Source organism: Pseudomonas fluorescens (assembly GCF_000967965.1).
Taxonomy (GTDB): Bacteria; Pseudomonadota; Gammaproteobacteria; order Pseudomonadales; family Pseudomonadaceae; genus Aquipseudomonas; species Aquipseudomonas grandcourensis.
The window spans coordinates 1-20,773 of sequence record NZ_LACC01000002.1 but is presented as its reverse complement, the minus strand read 5'-3'; the positions used below and the strand labels follow the sequence as shown (position 1 = coordinate 20,773).

Genomic DNA, 20,773 nt, shown 5'->3' with positions numbered 1-20,773 from the left:
TGGGTTAATGCGCAGGTGTCGCCTTGCTCTCCCGGCAGGAGGCGGCCCAAGCCGAGGGTGTCTTGCCAAACTGGCTGCGGAACCAGCGTGAAAAGTCACCGGCCGAGGAAAAGCCAAGAAGTTCGGCCACCTCATACAGTCGGCGTTTGCTGTTGGCCAGATACTCTTCGGCGAGTTCAGCACGAACAGCATTGATGATCGTTGTGACACTCTCTCCCTCGGCCGCCAGGTGTCGGTTAAGGGTGCGTCGATGCATGCCAAGATGCTGGGCCACCCCATCGACAGAACACAGTCCGCCTGGCAGCAGCATCTTGACGATCTGGCGTACCCGCTGCGTCGGTTCGTCGCGCAGGTTAGCCAACTGCAGGTCCAGCGATCGCTTCACCTCACGATGCAACGCAGGGTCAGCCGCAGGGATTGGCATGTCCAGATCGCGGGCCCGACAAACGATGGCATTGAATTCCTGGGAAAACTCGATCGCTGTTCCCAACACGCGGTGGTGCACTTCAAGGCTGGAAGGACGTTCGTGGGTAAAACTGACCCTTACCGGGCGGAACGTATTGCCCGTGAGCACGCTCAAGGTCCGCAATCCAATGCCCGTCGACTGTTCGATGGCCTGGCGCCAGACACCGTGACCACCCTGCATATTCACACCCACATGCAGCAGCACCAGGTCGCCTGCATCTTCAAGTCGCAACTCCACTCCGGCGTTATGCAACCGCATGTAGCGCGCGCAGGATTGCAAGGCGGCGCGAAGTGTCGGTTCTTCGCGGATGAGCAGCGCGAGCATGCCGAAGTTGGACAGTTGCCGCGTTTGCGCGAGCAACAATCCGAAGGATTCTTGCCCGGACAGGCGGGCTGACTCCTCCAGCAGCCAACCCACCGAATCGATGCTGATCATGATGTTCGGATCGTCGAGGACACTGGTCGGCAACCTGGCCAGCCGCAGCATGCGAAATGGATCGAGCCCCACTGAGCGGGCAACCTGCTCATAGGCGGTAAGGCTGGCACTTCGCGTCAGGGTATACATGCGTCCCCGTGTCCCAATTTCACAAGATTGTGTCCTGAGGAGCTTAGTGCATGACAGCCTCCCAGGGCTACCTTCAAGTCGACAACTACAAAAAGACGGAGGTAGATAATGGATACGCACACTGCAATGCGCGTCGGTCAGCCGCTCGCTGCAATGGAGCAGGTGGATGCCGACGACCCTGATGCATTCAACCACCGCTTTGCCGAACTCAACGGCATACACATGCATTACATCGACGAGGGACAGGGCCCGCTCGTCATCCTGCTGCACGGATTTCCCTACCTTTGGTACATGTGGCGGCGCCAGATCGTGGCGTTGGCCGAGGCCGGTTATCGGGTGGTGGTCCCCGATCAACGGGGTTTTGGCCAAACCGATCGACCCGATGCCATTGAAGCCTATGACATGAGTCAGGCCGTCGGCGACATGGTGGGCTTGATGGCGAGTCTGGGCGAAACATCCGCGGTGATTATCGGGCACGATCTGGGCGCCTGGGTGGCCCAGGCGGCGGCCATGTTGCGACCGGATCTGTTCCGTGGCCTGGTGATGCTCAATACGCCGGTGCCTCCGCGCGGCAAGGTCAAGCCGACCACAGGTTTGCAGGCAATGGCAAAGGGCAGGGTGTATCACCACCTGTATTTCCAGCAGCTCGACAAGCCGGACCGCGAGTTGGCCAGCGATCCGCGCAAGACTTTGCGCAGCGTCTTCTACTCGATTTCTGGCAGCGCTGTCGGCGCTGAACGCTGGCGATTGTTCGTCGAGCCTGGTGAGCCGATTCTCAACGCCTTCACTGAACCGAAGGGCGAGTTCCCGTCGTGGTTGAGCGCACGGGCGCTCGACTACTACGTCGCTGAGTACACGCGCACAGGGTTTACCGGTGCCCTGAACTACTACCGCTGTCGCGACCGGAACTGGGAGATCACCGCGTTTCTCGACGGTGCGGTGGTACGCCAGCCGAGCCTGTTCATTGGTGGTGCCGCCGACCCGTCACTGGAGCCGGTCGAAATCCGCGCGCTCTACGAACAACTCGACACCTATCTACCCGGGTTACAGAAGAAGGTACTGCTACCCGGCGTGGGTCATAGCGCCGCGGAAGAAAGCGCCGATCATGTCAATGAACTGCTCCTGACGTTTCTCGAGCAGTTCTGACGATGGGGGCGCGCTTGAGTGCTCGCCCCCCCATTCGCTCCTTTCGCAGCAATGACTGTTACTCAGTTGAATGCCGTCAGGTCTTTCGGTGCGATGTCATGCTGCTCGCAATAAGCAAGATAGCGATGCAATCCAGACTTCCAGTTTTCGAGCGCGACGATGTTGTCGTTGCCGTCCAGGAACGCGAGATCGCCCGTCACATGAACCAGCGTGAGCACGTATCCGTCATTGCCACCCGTGCTGACGACTTCAGGCGTGTGAGCCGATGCCGCCGTCTCGTAGACGATGCTGCCGGGGCCGGCGACCCAGTCATGCTCCTTGTATTTCCACTGGCCTTCGATCGTGTAGACCATGACAGTCCCCGTGTGATGGTGCCTGGGCAGTTGCATGTCCAGTGGCGCCTTCATCATGACGATCCATTCACCACGGATCGGGTCGAGCTTGAAGTACTTCAGCAGGACGTTTTGCGCATAGGGCGTAAAGGGTACCCACGGCAGCGATTGACCATCGATGACGGCGGTGTCGACGTGTTCGTAGAGCATGTCTATCTCCATTGATGCGGTTCAGATCGAGTATTCATCGGCAGCCAGGGCCACCCGACAATCGCTGATGGTCGGGTGCTCTGGTGGATCTGGGGAGACTGTTCGAATCAGCTGAGCGCGGTACCTGCGAGGGTGGCGCGCAGCATCTTTCTTGGCGCATTGCCGTAGTCGGCCACGGCGTAGTGCTGGACTTGCAGGTTGTCCCACATGGCAATCGTGTTGGTTCGCCACTTCAGGCGTACCTGGTACTCCGGAATTGCGGCCTGAGAGGTCAGGTAGTTCATCAGGTGATGAGCCTCCGGCATGAAGTCCTGGCCGTAGCGGATGTCCTCGAAGTTGAAGAAGTTCGAGAAATGGGTGGTGAACGCGGAGTTGACGAACAGCACCTTTTCGCCGGTTTCGGGATGAACAAGCACCACAGGATGTTCAGCGGCGGGATTCTTCGCGGCCATGGCGTGACGCTGTTCACGGGGCAACTGGGCGCCAAAGGTCTGGTCAGCACTGTGCTTTGCGTACAGACCTTCGATCCTTTGCTTGATGCTTTCGGGCAGGTTCGCGTAAGCCATCACCATGTTGGACCACAGGGTATCGCCGCCGGATTCAGGACCCTGTTCGCAGCGCAATATCGCTCCCCGAGGCGGTGCCTGCTTGAAGGTGACATCGGTGTGCCAGAGGTTTTCGCGGCTGGCCTTTTCGACAAAGCTCTTGGGCTTGCCCGGGTCAAGGTTGCGGTACAGCATCAGCAGTTTGTCCGCCTCCGGATGGCTCGGCGCCAGGGGATGACCTTCCAGTTCGCCGAATTGCGCGGCGAAGTGCTGTTGCTCCATGGGGGTGATGTCCTGGTCGCGGAAGAACAGCACTTTGTGCTTCAACCACAGTGCCCGGATTTGCGCGATCAGTTCGGGGTCCTGGGCCGCATCGGCCAGGTTGATGTTGCTGAGTTCGGCACCGATGGCGGGGGAGCAAATCTGCACCTTGATCGAATGCTGGCGCACTGACGACCGGATAATGGCAGGTGCCGAGGGGGTGAGGGGTGTAGGAGTGTCTTGGGTTGCGGCGACTTTTGTCATTGTTGTCTCCAGTCCGTGCTTGTACGGCGGTGCGCAATATGTGCATCCGGTTATAGGTAACCGACCCTGCCGATTGGGCAGAGAGGCCGGTCCTATAGTAGGTATCGCGGGCGCGTTGCCATGGGCGCAGCGGGACAGTTTCTTCGCATATTGGGACGTCGCCGTTGCCTTCAACCGGGTCGCCCGGATCGACGTTTTCACTGATCCTGTGATGAATGCTGGCGAGAATCGCTGCCGCTGCCCTCAAGTGGGTAGGCGCGGCAACGGACGGGCCCGCACCTTCGGGAGGGAAGGGTGCAACTGGTGACGGATCAAGCGCGGGAGCGAATTCATGGCTCCAGATATTCCCACGCTTGAATGTTCATTAAGTCAGCATTTGTGAACCTTTGGTTATTGCTTGAATAAATAACTGCGGCAGTTCACTGACGACATAATCAGCCGTTTGATAGACGATGCTAGCCTTTGCCTCCGCTGACACGGCCACTGCCGCTACCTCCGCTGCTGCTGCTGCCGCTGCCGCTGCTGCTGCTGCTGCCGCTGCCGCTGCTGCTGCCGCTGCTGCTGCTGCTGCTGCTGCCGCTGCCGCTGCTGCCGCTGCCGCTGCTGCTGCTGCTGCTGCTGCCGCTGCCGCTGCTGCTGCTGCCGCTGCCGCTGCCGCTGCTGCTGCTGCTGCCGCTGCTGCTGCCGCTGCCGCTGCCGCTGCCGCTGCTGCTGCTGCTGCCACTACCACTACCACTGCTATCTTCCTGGTCATTGTTGACCCCGGCCTGTGGCCCGACGCCATCTCCCGTACGGAATGTCGGTAACGCAACCGAGGCCACGAATTTCACGCCGTCCCAGCTAGGCAAGGGTGTGGGCATCAATTGGAACTGGCCCGGGTGCTCAGAGTCCCAGCGCAGCAGCATCGACGTGTCCTCATGCTGTGTGTTGTGGCAGTGCTCCATGTAGGTACCGGCAAACTCACGGATGTGTATGGCCATTTCGACATCGTCGAGGCTGTCGGAATCGCGGCCTACACGGTAGATATCCTTGCGCGCGCCTTTTTCCCATTCTGGCGGCGGTTTGCCACCTCGAGTGAGAATGACCCCTTCCTCGAAGTGCACATGCACCGGGTGAGTCCAGCCATTGCCGCCGTTCTGGATCTTCCAGATTTCCAGCGTGCCTTCACCCTTGAACCCTGCCGGTGTCGGGCCAGTGGCCAGTTGTGGCGCGGCTGAAATCCGGCGCGGGTCCATGCCGAAGCCTCTGCCGCCATCGGTCTTGATCGTCCAGGGCTTGAAGTCCGTGCCGTTGGAGCGGCCAAAGATAAAGGTGCGGTGCCGCGCCTGGGCAAGCCGGGCGATATCGGCAGGGTCATCACGATGCAAGGGCAAGGGGATCATGAACCTGCCCTCGGGCTTGCCAGGCTTGGCGGGCTCGAAGTCGACCGGATTCATGCTGACATCCTGGCCGGTGTAAGGCTGGACGTTGAGTTGCAGGAACAGGCCCACGCCCGGGTCACCGTTGACCCACTGTGGCCCGTTGCTGGTTTGCCTGACAACGGGCAGGTACTTCTCGGAGAGTACATCCGCCAATGGAATGTCACGTTTTGGACGCTTGCCGTCTTCATGCTCCTCAATGTTGACGAAGAAAATCTTGTCGCCCGGGTTGATGCCGTTTTTCGCGAAGTCGACGACGATGTCATAGCGTTCGGCAACGCCCAGCATCGGCAGAATGGCATTGTTGTCCTGTGTGTCGCCGTCGCCATCGAGGTCCAGGCTGCCATCGAACGGCACCGCGTGCTCCATGATATTGCCGTCGTTGGCAATCATGTGGAACGGCACCCGGTTATAGGAAATCCCGGAGTTGTTCGGGCCAGGAAACTCGCCACCATTACCATTGACCTGACGCACCAGCGCCAGCTTGAAGTAGCGAGAAACCGATCCGTCGAGAATGCGCAAACGGTAGCGGCGGGCACGTACGTCCAGGAAGGGTTTGTACTCCCAGTTGGTCAGCACCTGGTCACCGAGAAAACCGTCGGTGTTGAAGGGGTTGAACCACAACTGGCCGGCCTGGTCCCAGGCCTTGTCGGCGATCGTCAGGTTGACGTCATAGTCACGGTTACCCCAGCCCAACGCCGAACCGCTGGCCACGCGCAGGTTGACCCCGTCGTCGACCGACTCGTTGCCACGGTCCACGGCGCTGTAGTAGTTCATCATCGTCGCATTGCCCTTGTAGACATTCTGCGCGGTGAAATCGAGCATGTGGTCGTGGAACCAGTGGGTGCTCATGGTTTCGCGCCAGTCGCCACGGATCTTGATGGTGCCGTTGTTGCAGGTCTTGAAGCCGGGGCTGGCGTCGTTGACGAACAGGATTTCACCGGGGTCGCAGGGGAATGCCGCACGCGGATCCTCAGCGCTGGTATTGATGGTGTCGTAACCGGCCAACTGGATCGGCCAGCGATAGTCGTAGTACTGGCCCGGGAAGAAGAACGCGTTGGTAAAGCCGTCGCTTTCGGCGGGCGAGTGGCCGTTGTGTTCGTGGGTGGTGAGGGTGTGCAGGCCAAAGCCCCGGTTGGCCGATGGGTCAATGGGCAAGGCATCGTAATGACGCATCAGCATCGCTTGGCCATAGCGTACTAGAAGCAGTTTGGGCGGAAAGGTGCCATCGAATGTCCACAACGCATTATGGTCCTGGACAGGAAAGTTTTCGTGAAACTGCACTTGAATGCCCTTGGTCGTGCCCTCGTTGGCCGGGTTGCCGTTGGTGTTGTGATAGAGCCCGCCTGGCGCAAATTCCCCCACGGCGTAGTTATGCCGTTGCATACGATCACGCAAGCCGCTGTTGACGTGCGCGCCTGCTTGCACCGTCTTGAAGGCGTCGCGCGGGAAAAACTCATTGAAACGCTGGTGCGACCAGCCTTTTCCCGGCGGCCGGCCCTCTGCGGGCGAATCGACTCGGCGATTGAGGAAATCCTCGATCTGCGCCTTCCAGGGATTGCGGTCCAGTACATTGGAGAACTCTGTCGGGAAGGGCGTCAATGCCGGCTGCCTGAGAAAAGCGTCCAGCGCATCCGGCGACGGGCCGCTACGCGCCACCTTCAATGGATCTTGCGCCGGTGCGGGGCCCACCGTCGGAACCGGAAATGGAACAGGTGATGGCGGGTCGGTCGCATCCAGTTTGTTCGAGCCGAATTCCTCGAACAGTTCAAGCTTCTGTGTGAACGGTTGAACCCCGAACACCGGGCTGGGATTACCGTTAGTGGGGATATTGAAGCTGGTTTGCTGATCGGGTGGTAGCACATTGTCGACCAAGGGGGTCTTGCGGTTACCGGTCACACCATTGGGTAAGTCGAAGGCGCCGACGTTTGCGGGAGGCAGCTTGAGCAAGTCCCGCGATGCGGCATCGGGGTCGGCGGGCGGGTTGGTGAACGCCGATGGGTCGGTAGGAGGCGGTGGATCGGTGTTGTCGAGGGGGACTGCCTGGGTCTGGGACAAGCCCAGCCCCAACATGATCACGGCAGCAGAGATGCTCAGCGCCAGTCTGGTTTTGGACAATGCACTAGGTTTCGACCTTCCGGTATCTAGTTTCATCGCAAACACCTCTGACGGGTTCCTCGGAGCGTGGCAATGCATGGGCATCGAGCCACTGCCTCCAGCCCGGCTGGCGAAATGTCTGATGTCGAGCCGGGATGGGAGTGATGCATATTTCCCGCCAAAAGTGACAGCAAGTGACTAATGGCTCTACGCCTCGCTCCCTTGCCTGCCGGCTTTAAACTGGCGTATGGGCAGCCAGGGTGAAGGCCCCCGATGGCGGGGAATATCCCCCAATACAGGGTGCGATTGTGCGGGGTGTCCGGGCCAAAAGAAGTGGCCGCTTTCTGAATGTATCGATGGCCGAATGCTGTCATTCACCCCGGCTTCATCGCTGCCCGCGGTTGGCCGAAGTGACTGCGGGCCAGGCTGTTCAGTCGTGCAGGCCTGCCGTTTCATCCAGGTGGTCAATGTGCCTGAAACGCTCAACCAGGAAATCGATCAGGCTGCGCACACGGGCTGACAGATGTAACTGTTGCGGGTACACCGCGTAAACGTCTTAACCTTGAAGCGCTTCCATCAGCACTTGTACCAACTGCCCACCTTCTGGAGTCGCCCAGCTGCCAGCCAGTTCGGCAATCAGTTGGTTGGTGGTGGTCAATGTCACGCCGCCCTTGTCCATCCGGCGCAGGGCGATGTCATCGGCCATGACGCTGGGTGAACCACCGCCATCAGCGACTACCTGAACTTCGAAGCCGTCACGTACCAGGCTAAGGGCCGGGTAAACGGTGCAGACGTCATTGGTGACACCGGCAATGATCAGTTTTTTGCGCCCGGTAGCCTTGACGGCGGCGGCGAAGTTTTCATCGTCCATGGCATTGACGATACCCAGGCGTTTGACTCGCGAAGCGAACTCGGCAGGCAGGATCTGCTCCAGTTCACTGAGTAGCGGGCCTTGTGCGTACTCCTCCATGCTGGAGGTCAGCACCACCAGCAGTTTCAGGATACTGGCCGCTTTGGCGAGCATCAGGGCATTGCGTTTCAACTCTTGGAACGGAATGGATTTGACCCAGCCCATTGTCCCCACCTGGTGATCGATCAACAGCAGGGCGGCATTGTCTGCACTGAATTTTTCGTAGCTCATGATGACTCTCCTGACAGCAAGTTAGGTGATGTGTTTATGATTGATCAATTCGAATTCGGGATAAATCCGCGAAAAAAGAAATGACTAATCCACTAATGGGATAATGCCGTGGAATATCTCAACGATATGGCGCTGTTTGTCGAGGTGGTAAAGGCGCGCAGTTTCAGTCGTGCGGCAGAAACCCTGGGGATCCCCAACTCGACCCTGTCCCGGCGTATAAGCGAGCTGGAGAAAGGCATCGGCTTGCGGCTGTTGCACCGCACCACACGCAAGATCGAACCGACCGAGGCTGGCCAGTTGTACTTTGAGCGCTGCAAACGGATCGTCGATGAAGCCCGTTTGGCGCACGAACAGTTGGGGGAGATGCTGGCCCGGCCAAGCGGGTTGCTCCGGGCTTCGTTGCCGGTGGACTTCGCCACTGTCTACCTGGCGCCATTGATCGCGGAGTTTGCCCGGCTTTATCCCGGTATCAGTTTTGAGTTCGATCTGAGCCCGCGCCAGGTGGATCTGATCAGTGATCCGGTGGACGTGGTGATCCGAATGGGAGAACCGCCGAACTCAAATCTGATTGCCCGCAAACTCGCCAGCTTGCGGCGCGGCCTGTATGCCTCGCCCAAGTATCTGGAAATGTCCGGTGCCCCGCAGCAGCCTCTGGATTTGAGCCGCCACGAGTGTTTGCGATTGCGCGGTCCAGGTGCAGACCGCTGGACGTTGTCCGGCGACGCAGGGCGCGTGGAGGTCGATGTGGGCGGACGATTCGAACTCAACAGCGTCGGTATGCTCAGACGCCTGGCATCACTGGACCTGGGTATCGTTTTGCTGCCTGAAGGCATCGCTGAACAAGACCTGATCAATGGAAAGCTGCTCAAGGTCTTGCCTGAATGGCACGCCACTGCGGTTTCAGTGTATGCGCTGACCGAGACGCGTCTGTTGCCGGCGAAAACCCAGCGGTTCATCGAGTTTTTGCGCGATCAACTTGAAGGGGCATAAAGGGGCGGATCTATTATTGGCTCCTCGAGGATTAGCGGAACGTCCGCGCCACCGGTTTTGTAAAACAGTGGCGATCCAGGGCTGTGCCTGAGGGCAGAAGAGCGACTGTTGGTCGGATGAAAGGCAGATCCGGGCTTTATCAAGCCCTTTGTTTGTTTATCTGTTTAATAACCTTTTAAAACAAATAGTTGAACTCTAAAGGTAAAGTGTTTTGTAAGGTTAATTGCTGGATGAAGATCCGGTTTCATCCGACCTAAGTCTGACTTTCGAACGCCTGGCACCTGGGACATACGATTGGTGAGCGGCGTGACCCCCGGTTCCCTGCTATTAATCAATTAATGTTCGAGTGCTTATCCTTTCGGGAGCGGGTCATGAGTCCATCCATTCGCATCGGCATAGCCGACGATCATCCGATGTTGCGTGAGGGCGTTGCCAATACGTTGAGGAAACGGGCGGATCTTCAAGTCGTGGAGCAGGGCGCCAATGCGCAGGATGCCAGGGATATTGCCCAGAGGGTGCGCCCGGACGTGATGCTGATGGACGTCAATATGCCGGGGGATGTTTTTGCCGCGGTACGGTTCATTTCCTCTGAACTGTCGGATGTGAAGGTGCTGATGCTGACGGTTTCGGAATCCGAAGATGACGCCCTTCTGGCACTGGATGCCGGCGCGCGCGGGTATGTGTTGAAAGGCGTCAGCGGACCGGAACTGATCCTGGCAATCAGGGCGGTTGCCAAGGGTGAGACCTATATCACCCCCGAGTTTGCAGACAAACTGCTGAGTAACAGCAAGAAGCACGAAGCGCAAACACCCAATTTTGATCTGACCCACCGCGAGGAGGAGGTCATTCGAGAAGTTTCAAAGGGACTGACCAACAGGGAAGTCGCGACAAGGCTGTTGATCAGCGAAAAAACCGTCAAGCACCACATGGGCTGCGTGATGCACAAACTGCACGCCCGAAATCGCGTCGAAGCGGTCACGGCTCTACGGCGTCATTGGGAGCGCGAAGCCGTCGGGCGCCTTCACAACGGCGAAGGGAAAACACAAATGGATGCCCGCAGCGGCTCTGACTAGAGTTTGAACTGTGCATTGACCGACGTACCCGAGGCGCTGGAGTCGATGCTGAACAACCCGCCCAGGGATTCAACGCGATAACGCAAGCCGGCGAGCCCCAATCGGGTTCTGCCGGATGTCTCGAGCAGCATGGCGTCCTCCGTCATGCCCGGACCACCGTCCCTGACGCTGATGTTCAGTACCTCATCAACGTATTGCGCCCGGATGACCTGACCCTCGCCGTTGGCATGACGGTAAGCGTTGTTGAGGGTTTCTTGCACAAAACGGTACAAACAGAGTTTGAGCGGCAGTGGCGCGGCCTCCGGTAGCTGATCCATGGTTAATGTGACCCTGGTGCCAGTGCGTTGCTCGTGCCGTTGCGCGACCAGTTGCAACTCTTCCTCCAGGCTCAAGTCGTTGATTTCCGGTAGTGCCAGGCCCCGTGATAAATCGCGGACCTCACTCAATGCGTCGGTGGCGGCGCCACGAATGGTTTCCAGAGACTCCTGATCGACAGTGGAGCAGTTTTCGGCCAGGTCGTCGAGGCGGATCAGAATCAAGGTCAACAACTGCGCAGGCCCATCGTGCAGGTCTGCACCAATGCGCCGCAAGGTGAGTTCGTTGACCCGGGAAAACTCCTGGGTAGCCGTCGCCATCTTGTGCTGGAGTTCGGCATTGCTGATGTGCAAGCGGGTTTGCTCCTGCAGCCGCAAGCGCAATGCCACTTGCTGTCGCTGGATAATCTTGTCACTGCGTCGCACGATGAAGAAGAGCAGCGTCAGCATCGCCAGTGTCGCGGTGCCTACGTCCACCCATACCTGCTGCCGGACGCGATCGATCTCGCGCTTGAGGCTGTCGGCCTTTTCATAAAATTCGCCCACCGCGATGATCTCTCCGGTACGTGAGTCCCGCAGGGGTGCGTAGATCTCATAGAGCGGCACGTTGAGCTTGCGCTCGAACTCGTTTTCATCCTCGTCCAGGTCTTTGAGGTCGGTAACCACATTGCCCTTGAGTGCCTCGGTGATCTCATCGAGTGGGAATTTTCGGTCGGTGATGGCTTTGTTCGTGCCGTAGATCACCGTGCCATCCGCTCGCCAGATCTTGATCGAGACAATGTGCTGTTTGAGCGAACGGTTTTCCGCGAGACGGTCCAGGGACTGGACACTTGCAACCGAGAGGGCGTTGTCCCGGCTCATCTCCTGCACATAGGGCTCCAGAAACGTATCCATGTACTGGGCGGCTGCTTCTGCTGCGCTATGTACGGCGGCGTTTTCTATCCGTTCGCTCACCAGATTGCCGACGAAGAACATGGTCAGCCCCAGGATCACCGCGGCGGCAATGACAAACTGGGTCGAGTGGCTCAGGTTGCGCGCCTGGCCCCCCAGGCGTATGCGCCAGATGCCATTGCCAGCCACACCGGGAACAGGGGCTGGCTCGCCCGGGGCCTCAGTTTCCGGCGGGGTAAACGTCTGGTTTTTTGATTCGACTCTTGCATCTTTTTCCATCGGCCTGGTTCCGTGATCATCGTGATAAGTCGGTTGGAAACCCTGCAACTCAACGGATATCTGGAGATTGGCTGTGGGCGCCACGCCCATGACTGACAGTAGTTCACTGCATAGCGATCCGACAGTTTCACGGGTGTACCAGACACCACCGATGATCAGCCAGACCATCGTCCGTTCAAGTCGGCCGCACTGCCAGGATTTGCTCGATCAGCCACGCCAGCGCCGGCTCATGTTGGCGTTGCGCCAGATACACCAGTTCGAGGTGGAACGAGCCGACGTCGAACGGCAATTCGAACACCTGCAGCGGTAACAGCTGCGCGAATTGATTGGCCAACTGGGTCGGCAGGACGACGCTCAAGTCTGAATGGGCGACCAGGTGCGCCGCCTGCAGGTAGTTGGGTGTGGTGTAGACGATTTTCCTCGACAGGCCTTGCTTGCCCAGCCATTGATCGACCATGCCGCGCGACTGGCCGCCACTCACCCAGAGATGGCGCAGCCCCAGGAAGTCATCCAGTGTGAGTGTGTGATGTGCCAGCGGATGCTGCTTGCGCACCGCCAGCCGCAGGGTTTCGCTGTGCCAGGCCCGGCGGGTGAAACGCGCCGGCACTTCTTCGAAGCGTCCCAGAACCATGTCCAGTTCACCCCGGTCCAGCAGTTCGGCAGGAAGGCTGGGGGCGAGGTGAGCAACGTCGACACGCAGGTTTGGCGCCAGTTCTCCCAGGCGCGCCAACAAGGGCGGCATGCACAGCTGTTCGACAAAGTCGGTCAGGGCGATGCGCACCTGCTGTTGGCTCAGGCGTGGGTCGAAGGTTTCCCCGGCATTGAGTGTCTGTTCGATCTGTTGCAAGGCCGCGCGAATCGGCCCCTCCAGCGCCAGCGCCCGGGAAGTGGGCTGCATGTGACGGCCAACCCGCACCAGCAAGGGATCGTCGAACAGTGAGCGCAGGCGGGCGAGGGCATTGCTGACGGTGGGCTGGCTGAGGGCCAGGCGCTCGGCCGCTCGCGACACGTTCTGTTCGCGCAGCAACATATCGAGCACCCGGAGCAAATTCAGATCGAAGCTTTTTAAATTCAAATTACAAATACCAGGCATATGAAAATGAAATTTCAAAAATAGTAGGCACCTGCTTAGGGTGACGGCAATCTTTTCCACTCTGCCAACCCACGAGGCCTGCCATGAAGTATCAAGCTCCCCTGCGCGACATACGATTTGTGCTGCACGAACTGTTCGATGTCAGCGGGCATTGTGAGCGGTTGAACAACGGCCTGGACCGGGAAACCATCGACGGCGTCCTCGAAGAAGCCGCCCGCTTCGCCGGCGAAGTGGTCGCACCGCTGAACCGCAACAGTGACGAGCAGGGTTGTCAGCTGATCGACGGCCATGTCACCACGCCCCAGGGATTTCGCGACGCCTACCGGCAGTACGTCGATAACGGCTGGGCCAGCATGACCGGGCCGCAGGAGTTCGCCGGCCAGGGTTTCCCGCAGCTGGTTTCGGCCAGCTTTCACGAGATGCTGATGGCCGCCTCATTGTCCTTTCGCATTTATTCCGGCCTCACCGAAGGCGCGGTGCTCGCTCTGCATCGTCATGGCAGCGAGTCGCTCAAACAGGCTTATCTGGAAAAAATGGTCAGTGGTGAATGGTCCGGCACCATGTGCCTCACCGAGCCCCAGGCCGGTACCGACCTTGCCCTGCTGCGCACCCGCGCCCAGCCTCAAGCCGATGGCAGTTATCAGGTCAGCGGCAGCAAGATCTTCATCAGCGGCGGCGAACAGGACCTGACCGCCAACATCATTCACCTGGTCCTTGCCCGTTTGCCGGATGCTCCGGCTGGGGTGAAGGGCATCAGTCTGTTCCTGGTGCCCAAGTTCATTGCCGCGGCCGATGGAACACCGGGGCCGCGCAATTCGCTGAGCTGTGGCGCACTGGAACACAAGATGGGCATCAAGGGTGCTTCCACCTGTGTGATGAACTTCGACGGCGCACAAGGCTGGTTGATCGGTGAAGCGAATCAGGGGCTGGCGTGCATGTTCACCATGATGAACGATGCACGCTTCCAGGTTGGCCTGCAGGGACTGGGCATCGCCGAGGCCGCCTTCCAGGGTGGCCTCGCTTATGCCCGCGAGCGTCTGCAATCGCGGGCCATCAGCGGTCCGGTGGCGCCGGACAAGAGTGCCGACCCGATCATCGTGCACCCCGATGTCCGGCGCATGCTGCTGACGCAAAAAACCTTGAGCGAAGGCTGCCGCTTGCTCGCGGCCTACACCGCCCTGCAACTGGACCTCGAACACGGCGACCCGCAACCTGAGGCTCGCCAGAAGGCGAGTCGTCGGGCGGCGCTGCTGATTCCGATCGTCAAGGCCTTCTTCACCGACGTCGGCCAGGAAGTCGCCAGCCTGGGCGTTCAGTTGTACGGTGGCCACGGTTACATCCGCGAGTGGGGCATGGAGCAGCTGATGCGCGACAGCCGCATCACCCAGCTATACGAGGGTACCAACGGTATCCAGGCGCTGGATCTGCTTCGGCGCAAGGTGCTGGGCGATGGCGCCACCGAGTTGGGTGCCTTGATCGATGAACTGGCCGTGCATGTCGATGCGGCCGGCTCGCAAACAGCGCTGAGGGAAATGGCCGAGGCAATGCAGCAGCGTCTCGCCGAGTGGCGTGAACTGGGTAACGAAGTGGTCGAGGCGTGTCGGCGTGATGTGCAGGAAATCGGCGCCATGTCGGTGGACTTCCTGGCGTACAGCGCTTACGTGCTGGTGGGCGGGCTGTGGTTGCAGGCGGCTGTGCGTGCCCAAGCCGCACTGGATGCAGGCACCGACGAACCTGGGTTCTACCGGGCCAAGCTGCAAGCGGCGGATTTTTACTGGCGCCGGGTGCTGCCCCGTGCCAGTGGCCACCGCGAAAGCCTGCGAGGCGGAGCCCATTGCCTGATGGCCATGGACGAGGCCGATTTCGCCTTTTGATGGCGGCACCGTGCGGCGGTAACCGAGGGGATTCGGTTACCGCCGCAGCGTATACACCCGGCCTATGTTCAGGCTTGCGCGGCGCTGACCTTGCCAGTGAACGTGGCATTCTTGCGGACCGCTTGATACAGCAGGCTGGACACCATGAACCCGACAATGGCCAATACGCTCATCAACGAGAACACGTAGTTGTAGCCCTGTTGACCCGGGAAGTGGTCAAGGATTGCGCCATAGATGACGTAGGCGAACATGCCCGGCGCATAGCCGATCAGGCAACCGATGCCGAAGGCTGAACCGGTGATGTGCTGGGGAATGCCGACTTCACCCATGGGGGCCCAGAACACGCCGCGCATGGAAAAGACAATCAGCGCGAAGGAGAGGGTGGCCGCCATGCCTGCGTAGATGTAATCCGGGCTTTTCGGGATGAGCATGATGGCGCCCATCAGCGGCAACAACGCCAGGAATGCCCACTTCAGATAGCGGCTGGAACTCTTGAACTGTTTGTCGGCAATGAAGCCACCGGCAGGGCCGCCCAGGATTTTGAGGAAGTACTGGTTGATGATGCCGTAGGCGCCTACCAGGGCCACGGGCAGTTCGTACATTTCCTTGAGGTAGGGAATGAAATAGGTCAGGCCGCAGTAGACGATGTAGACCATGAACACGTTGAGGCTGACCAGCCAGATGCCCGGCACCTTGATGGCTTCGAGCAGGTTGGACAACCCGTTCTTCGGCTTGACGGTCGACTGGGTTTTGCCGCTCTTGAGCAGCAGCCAGGTCAGGGTGCCGGCAAGAATGTCGATGACCGAGTAGAAGAAGATCGCCGATTTCAGGCCGTTTTCACCGGAGCCCATGGCGACGAAGACGCCCAGCGCAGAGAAGGCGACCAGGGTATCGATGACGCCACGCCCACCTTCGAGCAAGCCGAACAGGCGCCCCTGTTCTTTGTCGTCACCCAGGTTGCGGATGGCTTTGAGCAGCGAAGGCCAAAAGAGGCAGTCGGCACACACGGCCAGCAGGCAGAACACAACCAGCAGATTGCTGAAGGGCGGAAAGGTCGCAAGGTAGAGCCCGAGGCCGCCGGTACCGATCAGGCCGAGGGGGATCAGCTTGCGCGTGTCGTACCGGTCGGCGAGCATGCCGCCCACCACGAACAGCGCGGTGGCGATGATGGCGTTGGCGCTCAGCAGCACGCCGATTTCAGTGTGGGACAGCCCCATGAACTCTTGCATGGGGATATAGAAGGCGTCTTTGAGATTCGCCAGCTTGTAGATGGTGCCGCCACCGAGGATGAGAATCAGGAATCTGAGCCATTTGGCCTTGTCGTGGGATGTCATTATTGTTCTCCAGGCTTGATTGGGTAGGCAGTGCCGATGGGCACGTCAGGTTCAGGCGTTAGCGCAATGGGCCAGGGTCAACTCGGCCAGGGTGCGGAACTCGGCCAGCAGACCGCGTACGTAGGCGACCTGGTTGTTTGCCCAGCGGTGCTCATCGGCCAGCATTCGCTCCAGCGAGAAGCCCTCCGGCAGCGCTGTTTCACTCATTTCCCGGTATGCAATGAACGGGTCGGCGGCTTCGTCGACCTGGCGGAACGCCGGGGCGACGTAGTGGTTTTCCTGCTCGAGAATGAAGGCGATCACTTGCGGGGTTGATTGGCCGAGCATCAGCAGTTCGAACAACATGCGTGCGCTGGGCAGGTCGTCTTCGTCACTGCCTTGCAGCACGCCGTAATGCCCGAAGCCGTTTTGCTCAGGCACGATGCGCACACCCTTGAGGTGGGTCTGGCGTATGTGCGGGGCCAGGGCGCGCAGTGCCGCCAGGGGCTGTTCGCAGGCATTGATCATGTTGCCGAAATCGAACAGGGCGTGCAGGCGAGGGTGGTTCAGCCGGCTCAGCAGTTGCGCGATCTCGCCGCTCTTGAGTTCTTCATGTTGCTCGAAGTCGAAGAACAGGTCGTGCTCGTCTGCCTGTTGCGCGAGGTAGTGCAGGTCTGACTCGATCACGTCCATGACCTGGGACAGCGCCCCTTCGTAGCGTGAGTAGACACGGATGTTGCGGGTGCCCAGCGCCCTGGCTATGGCGATCACTTGATCGACATCCTTTTTCAGGGTGCTGCTGATTTCCAGATGCACATCGAGCCCCAAGGCATTGGCCTTGGCAGCGAACGCCTGAAGCTGCGCGGCTGTCATTTGGCTCAGGCTGTTTTCCTCACCGTCGAGCAAGTGCAGGCTCAGGCCCTGCAGTTCGTGGCGATAGGCGAAGTCCAGCAGGTCGGCAGGTGTGACACGGCCGTGGGTCAGGTTGGTCAGCAAGGGGTAGGCATGGGCAAACAGGCGCAGTTGCGCCAGTCGGTCGAGTAACTGGCGGGCCAGTGCCTCGGTCAGTAGGGGGGGAGCCTCGGCCTCGACAGCCTTATGGCTGAGCAGGGCGTTGAATCGTTCCTGGATCTTATTGTTCATTCGAGTCGTTCCTGGTTCAGACACCGGGTCTACCGGCGCAGCCTTTATCGCGCCAGTCAGGAACTCTCGATAGATCCATTATCAGTTAAATCATAAGACCACTTGCCTTGCGTCAAGTGGCCGGCTGCAGATAGCCCATCTTGTCCAGCGCCTGGGCCAGCGCTTCGACGCGCGCTTCGGCCTGGTCCTCAGGGGTGCTGGCAAAGCCGATCAACAGCGCCGGCGGCAACACATGTTCGACGCAGTAGTCGCTTAGGGGATAGGTATGAATGCCATGCTGGCCGAGTTCTCTGGCCAGGGCGTCGTCATCGAGATGCGCGGGTAGCCAGGCGATCAGGTGCATGCCGGCTTCCACCGGCGTGATCCTGAAGAAAGTCCCCAGCCGTTTCTGCAGGTGTTCGACCAGTGCCTGCTGGCGAGCCTGGTACAGCGCGCGCATTCGACGAATATGGCCGAGAAAGTGGCCCTCGCGCATGAAGTCCGCCGTGACGGCCTGCAGCAGTGTGGGCGGGCTGCGATCCATGACCGCCCGCAGGGTGCAGAAGGGTTCGATCAAGGCGTTCGGCAGTATCACGTAACCCAGTCGTAGCGAGGGGAACAGTACTTTGCTGAAGGTGCCGGCGTAGATGACCCGGGCCCATTGGTCCATGGCATAGAGTGCCGGCAGGGGGCGGCCGTTGTAGCGAAACTCACTGTCGCAGTCGTCCTCGATGATCCAGCTTTGATTCTGGGCGGCCCAGTCGATGAGTTCCTGGCGTCGCCCATAACTCATGGTGACGCCCAGGGGGTGCTGGCGGGAAGGTGTGGTAAACACCAGGCGGGCGTCAGGACACAGGGTCAGGCCTTGCTGGACATCGATCCCCTGTTCGTCGATACGCAACGGCACGACCTGACCACCTTGGGCCTGGAGCGCAATGCGTGCCGCGATATGCCCCGGATCCTCCATCCAGAAACTGTCCTGCGGATTGAGCAGCAGCATGCCCAGCAGGTTGAAGGCTTGCTGGGCGCCGGACACGATGACCACCTGCTCGGCACTGCAATCAATGCCACGGGCATCGAAGACGTACTCGGCAATCGCCTCGCGCAGGGCCAGCAATCCCTGTAGTTCGCCATAGCCGAGCATGGCCTTGGTCGGCTTGTGCAGGTGACGGTTCAACAGGCGCTTCCAGACCGATTGCGGGAACGCATCGTAGGCGCTGTGACTGGGCAGGAACGAGGTCGGGCTCCCGGTCGCCCAGTCGGCATAGGAAACACCGCGGAAATGATCGCTGCGCAACGACAGCATGGACTGGCTCAGGTCGGACAGGCGAGGGGGCTGGCGCTTGTGCTCATCGTCATCGATACCGCGGCTTTCCCACTCATGGCCGACATAGGTTCCGGCCCCGGTCCGCGACGTCAGAAAACCTTCGGCAATCAGTTGATCGAACGCATTGAGAATGCTGATTCGCGACAGCTGCAGTTCCTTGCTCAGGGTCCGGGTGGACGGCAGGCGCACGCCTCCCTGAATTCTGCCACTGAGAATCTGTTTGCGAATCTGCAAGTAGAGTTGGCGGTACAAGGGGATGGAACTGGCACGGTCCAGCTCGATACCTGACAACAGCAAACCTGCGGAGGATTTCATTTTTGGTTCGTCTGGATGAAGTGTCGTTTGGCCTGAACGGCCGTCAGGCACCAGGGTGCGAAAGGGTATCGAGCGGTGCTGGATAAGTCATCCACCACAGCGTCACAATAATATGGCTGCTGAGTACGGCATTGCACTAACCGATCTTGTCGTGGTCCATACACCCCGCACGACCCTCAGCGGTCGAACCGACCGGCCCCGCATCGGTAACTTGATCAAGGACAGCGAAAGCATGATCGCCGCCACATAACAGGCAACGCCCCCCACCCGGTTCCGTGAATCGGGCCTCGCCGTACGTTTACCCCTCAATCCCATTCGAAGATTTAACCCATGTACCTACGCAAAATTGCAGTTGGGCTGTCGGCCCTTGTTTTGCTCTCGACCGGGGCACAAGCCCGTAGTCTGCTGGACCTCCTCAAGCCGCCCACCGCGCAACATGAACAAGCGTCCCGCTCGGGCTCGATCAGCCAGAACGCGGCCCTGGACCTTTATTCAAGCAAACAGAAACAGGCATCGTTTGACGGCTGCGCAGACCTGTTCCCGACAGCGAAACCGATCAACACGGCCACAGTACCAGCCTCCATGAAACCCCTGGCGCTGTGTTCCGACAACTTCGCGGTGCTGTACTCGCAAACCAGCAAGACCCCGCTGGTGGTGGTCGAACGCCTGAACGCGGCCCAGTTGCAGGATGCCAAAGGGGAGGAGCGCACCAACCAGTTCTACCCGGACCCACGCATTCCCAAGAGTGGGCGCGCCGAGTTGAGCGACTACCGCAGCCAGCACCCGGCCGTGGACCGTGGCCACCAATCCCCGGCAGCCGATGCCCCGAACCCCAATGCGATGGCCCAATCCTTTGCGCTGTCGAACATGGTGCCGCAAGACCCGACCAACAACCGCAAGATCTGGAGCAAGGTCGAGTCTGATGTCCGCAAGTTTGCCAAGCGCGCCGATGGCAACGTGTTTGTCTTTACCGGTCCGCTCTTTGACCCGGGCCACTCCACCATCGGCGACAACCAGGTCTGGGTGCCGACTCGCCTGTTCAAGCTGGTGTACGACGCGTCGTCCCAACGTGCCTGGGCCTACGTGCTGCCTAACGCAGAAACCCGGATCGAGAAGCCGATGGACTATGAGACGTTCGTGAAGAGCACCGGGCTCAAGCTGCTCGGGAACCTGCCCGTGACAGGTTCCGTCGGGCGCAGCTGATGGCTGGATGAGCAGCACCCCAAAGGTTGGAGGCAACCGATGGGGTGTTTCATTCACCGATAAAATTTCGACAAGGGGTAACAGATTGTAAAAATGAACTATACCCAATAGGGCAATCGCTCCGGACTCCGGGACATGATGCCACTGAAGGTGCTCGTCCCAGGAACTTCAACGTCAAGCAGACCGAGAGACTCTGGATATGAACGCTTTGAAAATCGCTGCCAGCGATGCGGTCCGGGAGTGTTTTCGTAATACCCGCGAAATCGTCCGATTCGATCAGACGGACTTTACCGATGTCGCTGTCGCCGTGCTCTGCGTTGATGACTTGGCCGCCGGAGTGCTGGATGCCATCAAGCGCACCGGCTTCGATATCCCGATCTTCCTGGTGGCCTCTCAGGGCCGCAGCAATCGCTCCCTGGCGATCTACAAGCAACTGCAGGATGTCATCTTGCAGGTCAATGGTGTCTTCGACTTATCCAGCAATAATGCTGAGTACCATGGCAACCAACTGGAAACCGCCGCCAAGGCCTATGAA

16 protein-coding genes and 1 pseudogene are annotated in these 20,773 nt (G+C 59.6%); 6 read left to right on the top strand and 11 right to left on the bottom strand.

The features are described 5' to 3' along the window. Window positions 1-4: 4 nt before the first annotated feature. Complete coding sequence (locus VC35_RS00150) at window positions 5-1,030, bottom strand: AraC family transcriptional regulator (RefSeq protein ID WP_046037028.1); 1,026 nt, start codon at window positions 1,028-1,030, stop codon at window positions 5-7. Window positions 1,031-1,138: 108 nt separating this feature from the next. On the opposite strand from VC35_RS00150, the gene VC35_RS00145 reads away from it, so the two are divergent. Then, entirely contained in the window at window positions 1,139-2,176 is a 1,038-nt protein-coding gene (locus VC35_RS00145; protein WP_221174472.1) for an alpha/beta fold hydrolase, read from the top strand. A 62-nt stretch (window positions 2,177-2,238) separates the two neighbouring features. Here the strand turns inward: VC35_RS00145 and VC35_RS00140 are convergent, their stop codons facing one another. From VC35_RS00140 to VC35_RS00125, 5 genes and pseudogenes are all read right to left on the bottom strand, one after another. Beyond that, window positions 2,239-2,718: a 2,4'-dihydroxyacetophenone dioxygenase family protein gene (locus VC35_RS00140; protein ID WP_046037027.1), complete on the bottom strand. Its 480-nt coding sequence runs from the start codon at window positions 2,716-2,718 to the stop codon at window positions 2,239-2,241. Window positions 2,719-2,825: 107 nt separating this feature from the next. After that, window positions 2,826-3,698 (bottom strand): TauD/TfdA dioxygenase family protein, encoded by an 873-nt coding sequence (locus VC35_RS00135; protein WP_221174473.1) that lies wholly within the window; start codon window positions 3,696-3,698, stop codon window positions 2,826-2,828. 545 nt (window positions 3,699-4,243) lie between these two features. Continuing rightward, on the bottom strand, window positions 4,244-7,279 hold the full coding sequence (locus VC35_RS00130; RefSeq protein WP_259674418.1) for a multicopper oxidase domain-containing protein: 3,036 nt from the start codon (window positions 7,277-7,279) through the stop codon (window positions 4,244-4,246). Window positions 7,280-7,733: 454 nt separating this feature from the next. Further along, window positions 7,734-7,859: pseudogene (locus tag VC35_RS29805) on the bottom strand (LysR family transcriptional regulator); the annotation flags it as partial. Then, the gene (locus tag VC35_RS00125; RefSeq protein ID WP_046037025.1) at window positions 7,860-8,444 is read right to left on the bottom strand and encodes an isochorismatase family protein; all 585 of its coding nucleotides are present in this window, start codon (window positions 8,442-8,444) and stop codon (window positions 7,860-7,862) included. A 108-nt stretch (window positions 8,445-8,552) separates the two neighbouring features. Between VC35_RS00125 and VC35_RS00120 the strand changes: the two genes are divergently transcribed. Then, a complete protein-coding gene (locus VC35_RS00120) occupies window positions 8,553-9,434 on the top strand; it encodes a LysR family transcriptional regulator (RefSeq protein ID WP_046037024.1) in 882 nt (293 codons plus the stop codon). A 371-nt stretch (window positions 9,435-9,805) separates the two neighbouring features. Beyond that, window positions 9,806-10,507, top strand: coding sequence for a response regulator (locus VC35_RS00115; protein ID WP_046037023.1), 702 nt, complete (start codon window positions 9,806-9,808; stop codon window positions 10,505-10,507). Here VC35_RS00115 and VC35_RS00110 read toward each other — a convergent pair. Together VC35_RS00110 and VC35_RS00105 are read right to left on the bottom strand one after the other, a co-directional pair. Then, window positions 10,504-11,991 carry a sensor histidine kinase gene (locus VC35_RS00110; protein WP_046037022.1) on the bottom strand — a complete coding sequence of 496 codons (1,488 nt, stop codon included), beginning with the start codon at window positions 11,989-11,991 and terminating at the stop codon, window positions 10,504-10,506. The genes VC35_RS00115 and VC35_RS00110 overlap by 4 nt on opposite strands. Window positions 11,992-12,166: 175 nt before the next feature. Then, entirely contained in the window at window positions 12,167-13,084 is a 918-nt protein-coding gene (locus VC35_RS00105) for a LysR family transcriptional regulator (RefSeq protein WP_046037021.1), read from the bottom strand. Between the two features lie 83 nt (window positions 13,085-13,167). Between VC35_RS00105 and VC35_RS00100 the strand changes: the two genes are divergently transcribed. Further along, window positions 13,168-14,958, top strand: coding sequence for an acyl-CoA dehydrogenase C-terminal domain-containing protein (locus VC35_RS00100; protein WP_046037019.1), 1,791 nt, complete (start codon window positions 13,168-13,170; stop codon window positions 14,956-14,958). Between the two features lie 68 nt (window positions 14,959-15,026). Here VC35_RS00100 and VC35_RS00095 read toward each other — a convergent pair whose 3' ends face one another. From VC35_RS00095 to pdxR, 3 genes are all read right to left on the bottom strand, one after another. Beyond that, the gene (locus tag VC35_RS00095; RefSeq protein ID WP_046037018.1) at window positions 15,027-16,292 is read right to left on the bottom strand and encodes an MFS transporter; all 1,266 of its coding nucleotides are present in this window, start codon (window positions 16,290-16,292) and stop codon (window positions 15,027-15,029) included. Between the two features lie 51 nt (window positions 16,293-16,343). Next, on the bottom strand, window positions 16,344-17,414 hold the full coding sequence (locus VC35_RS00090; RefSeq protein ID WP_046037016.1) for a sugar phosphate isomerase/epimerase family protein: 1,071 nt from the start codon (window positions 17,412-17,414) through the stop codon (window positions 16,344-16,346). 112 nt (window positions 17,415-17,526) lie between these two features. Next, a complete protein-coding gene (gene pdxR / locus VC35_RS00085) occupies window positions 17,527-19,035 on the bottom strand; it encodes a MocR-like pyridoxine biosynthesis transcription factor PdxR (protein ID WP_046037015.1) in 1,509 nt (502 codons plus the stop codon). Between the two features lie 330 nt (window positions 19,036-19,365). Between pdxR and VC35_RS00080 the strand changes: the two genes are divergently transcribed. Further along, window positions 19,366-20,238 (top strand): DNA/RNA non-specific endonuclease, encoded by an 873-nt coding sequence (locus VC35_RS00080; protein WP_046037014.1) that lies wholly within the window; start codon window positions 19,366-19,368, stop codon window positions 20,236-20,238. Between the two features lie 199 nt (window positions 20,239-20,437). Next, a partial coding sequence (locus VC35_RS00075; protein ID WP_046037013.1) for an Orn/Lys/Arg decarboxylase N-terminal domain-containing protein occupies window positions 20,438-20,773 on the top strand: 336 nt, incomplete at its 3' end.

Coding starts and splice junctions, on each gene's coding strand:
- VC35_RS00150 (WP_046037028.1), bottom strand. CDS start 1,030: ATGTATACCCTGACGCGAAGTGCCAGCCTTACCGCCTATGAGCAGGTT.
- VC35_RS00145 (WP_221174472.1), top strand. CDS start 1,139: ATGGATACGCACACTGCAATGCGCGTCGGTCAGCCGCTCGCTGCAATG.
- VC35_RS00140 (WP_046037027.1), bottom strand. CDS start 2,718: ATGCTCTACGAACACGTCGACACCGCCGTCATCGATGGTCAATCGCTG.
- VC35_RS00130 (WP_259674418.1), bottom strand. CDS start 7,279: ATGTTGGGGCTGGGCTTGTCCCAGACCCAGGCAGTCCCCCTCGACAAC.
- VC35_RS00125 (WP_046037025.1), bottom strand. CDS start 8,444: ATGAGCTACGAAAAATTCAGTGCAGACAATGCCGCCCTGCTGTTGATC.
- VC35_RS00115 (WP_046037023.1), top strand. CDS start 9,806: ATGAGTCCATCCATTCGCATCGGCATAGCCGACGATCATCCGATGTTG.
- VC35_RS00110 (WP_046037022.1), bottom strand. CDS start 11,991: ATGGAAAAAGATGCAAGAGTCGAATCAAAAAACCAGACGTTTACCCCG.
- VC35_RS00105 (WP_046037021.1), bottom strand. CDS start 13,084: ATGCCTGGTATTTGTAATTTGAATTTAAAAAGCTTCGATCTGAATTTG.
- VC35_RS00100 (WP_046037019.1), top strand. CDS start 13,168: ATGAAGTATCAAGCTCCCCTGCGCGACATACGATTTGTGCTGCACGAA.
- VC35_RS00095 (WP_046037018.1), bottom strand. CDS start 16,292: ATGACATCCCACGACAAGGCCAAATGGCTCAGATTCCTGATTCTCATC.
- VC35_RS00090 (WP_046037016.1), bottom strand. CDS start 17,414: ATGAACAATAAGATCCAGGAACGATTCAACGCCCTGCTCAGCCATAAG.
- pdxR (WP_046037015.1), bottom strand. CDS start 19,035: ATGAAATCCTCCGCAGGTTTGCTGTTGTCAGGTATCGAGCTGGACCGT.
- VC35_RS00080 (WP_046037014.1), top strand. CDS start 19,366: ATGTACCTACGCAAAATTGCAGTTGGGCTGTCGGCCCTTGTTTTGCTC.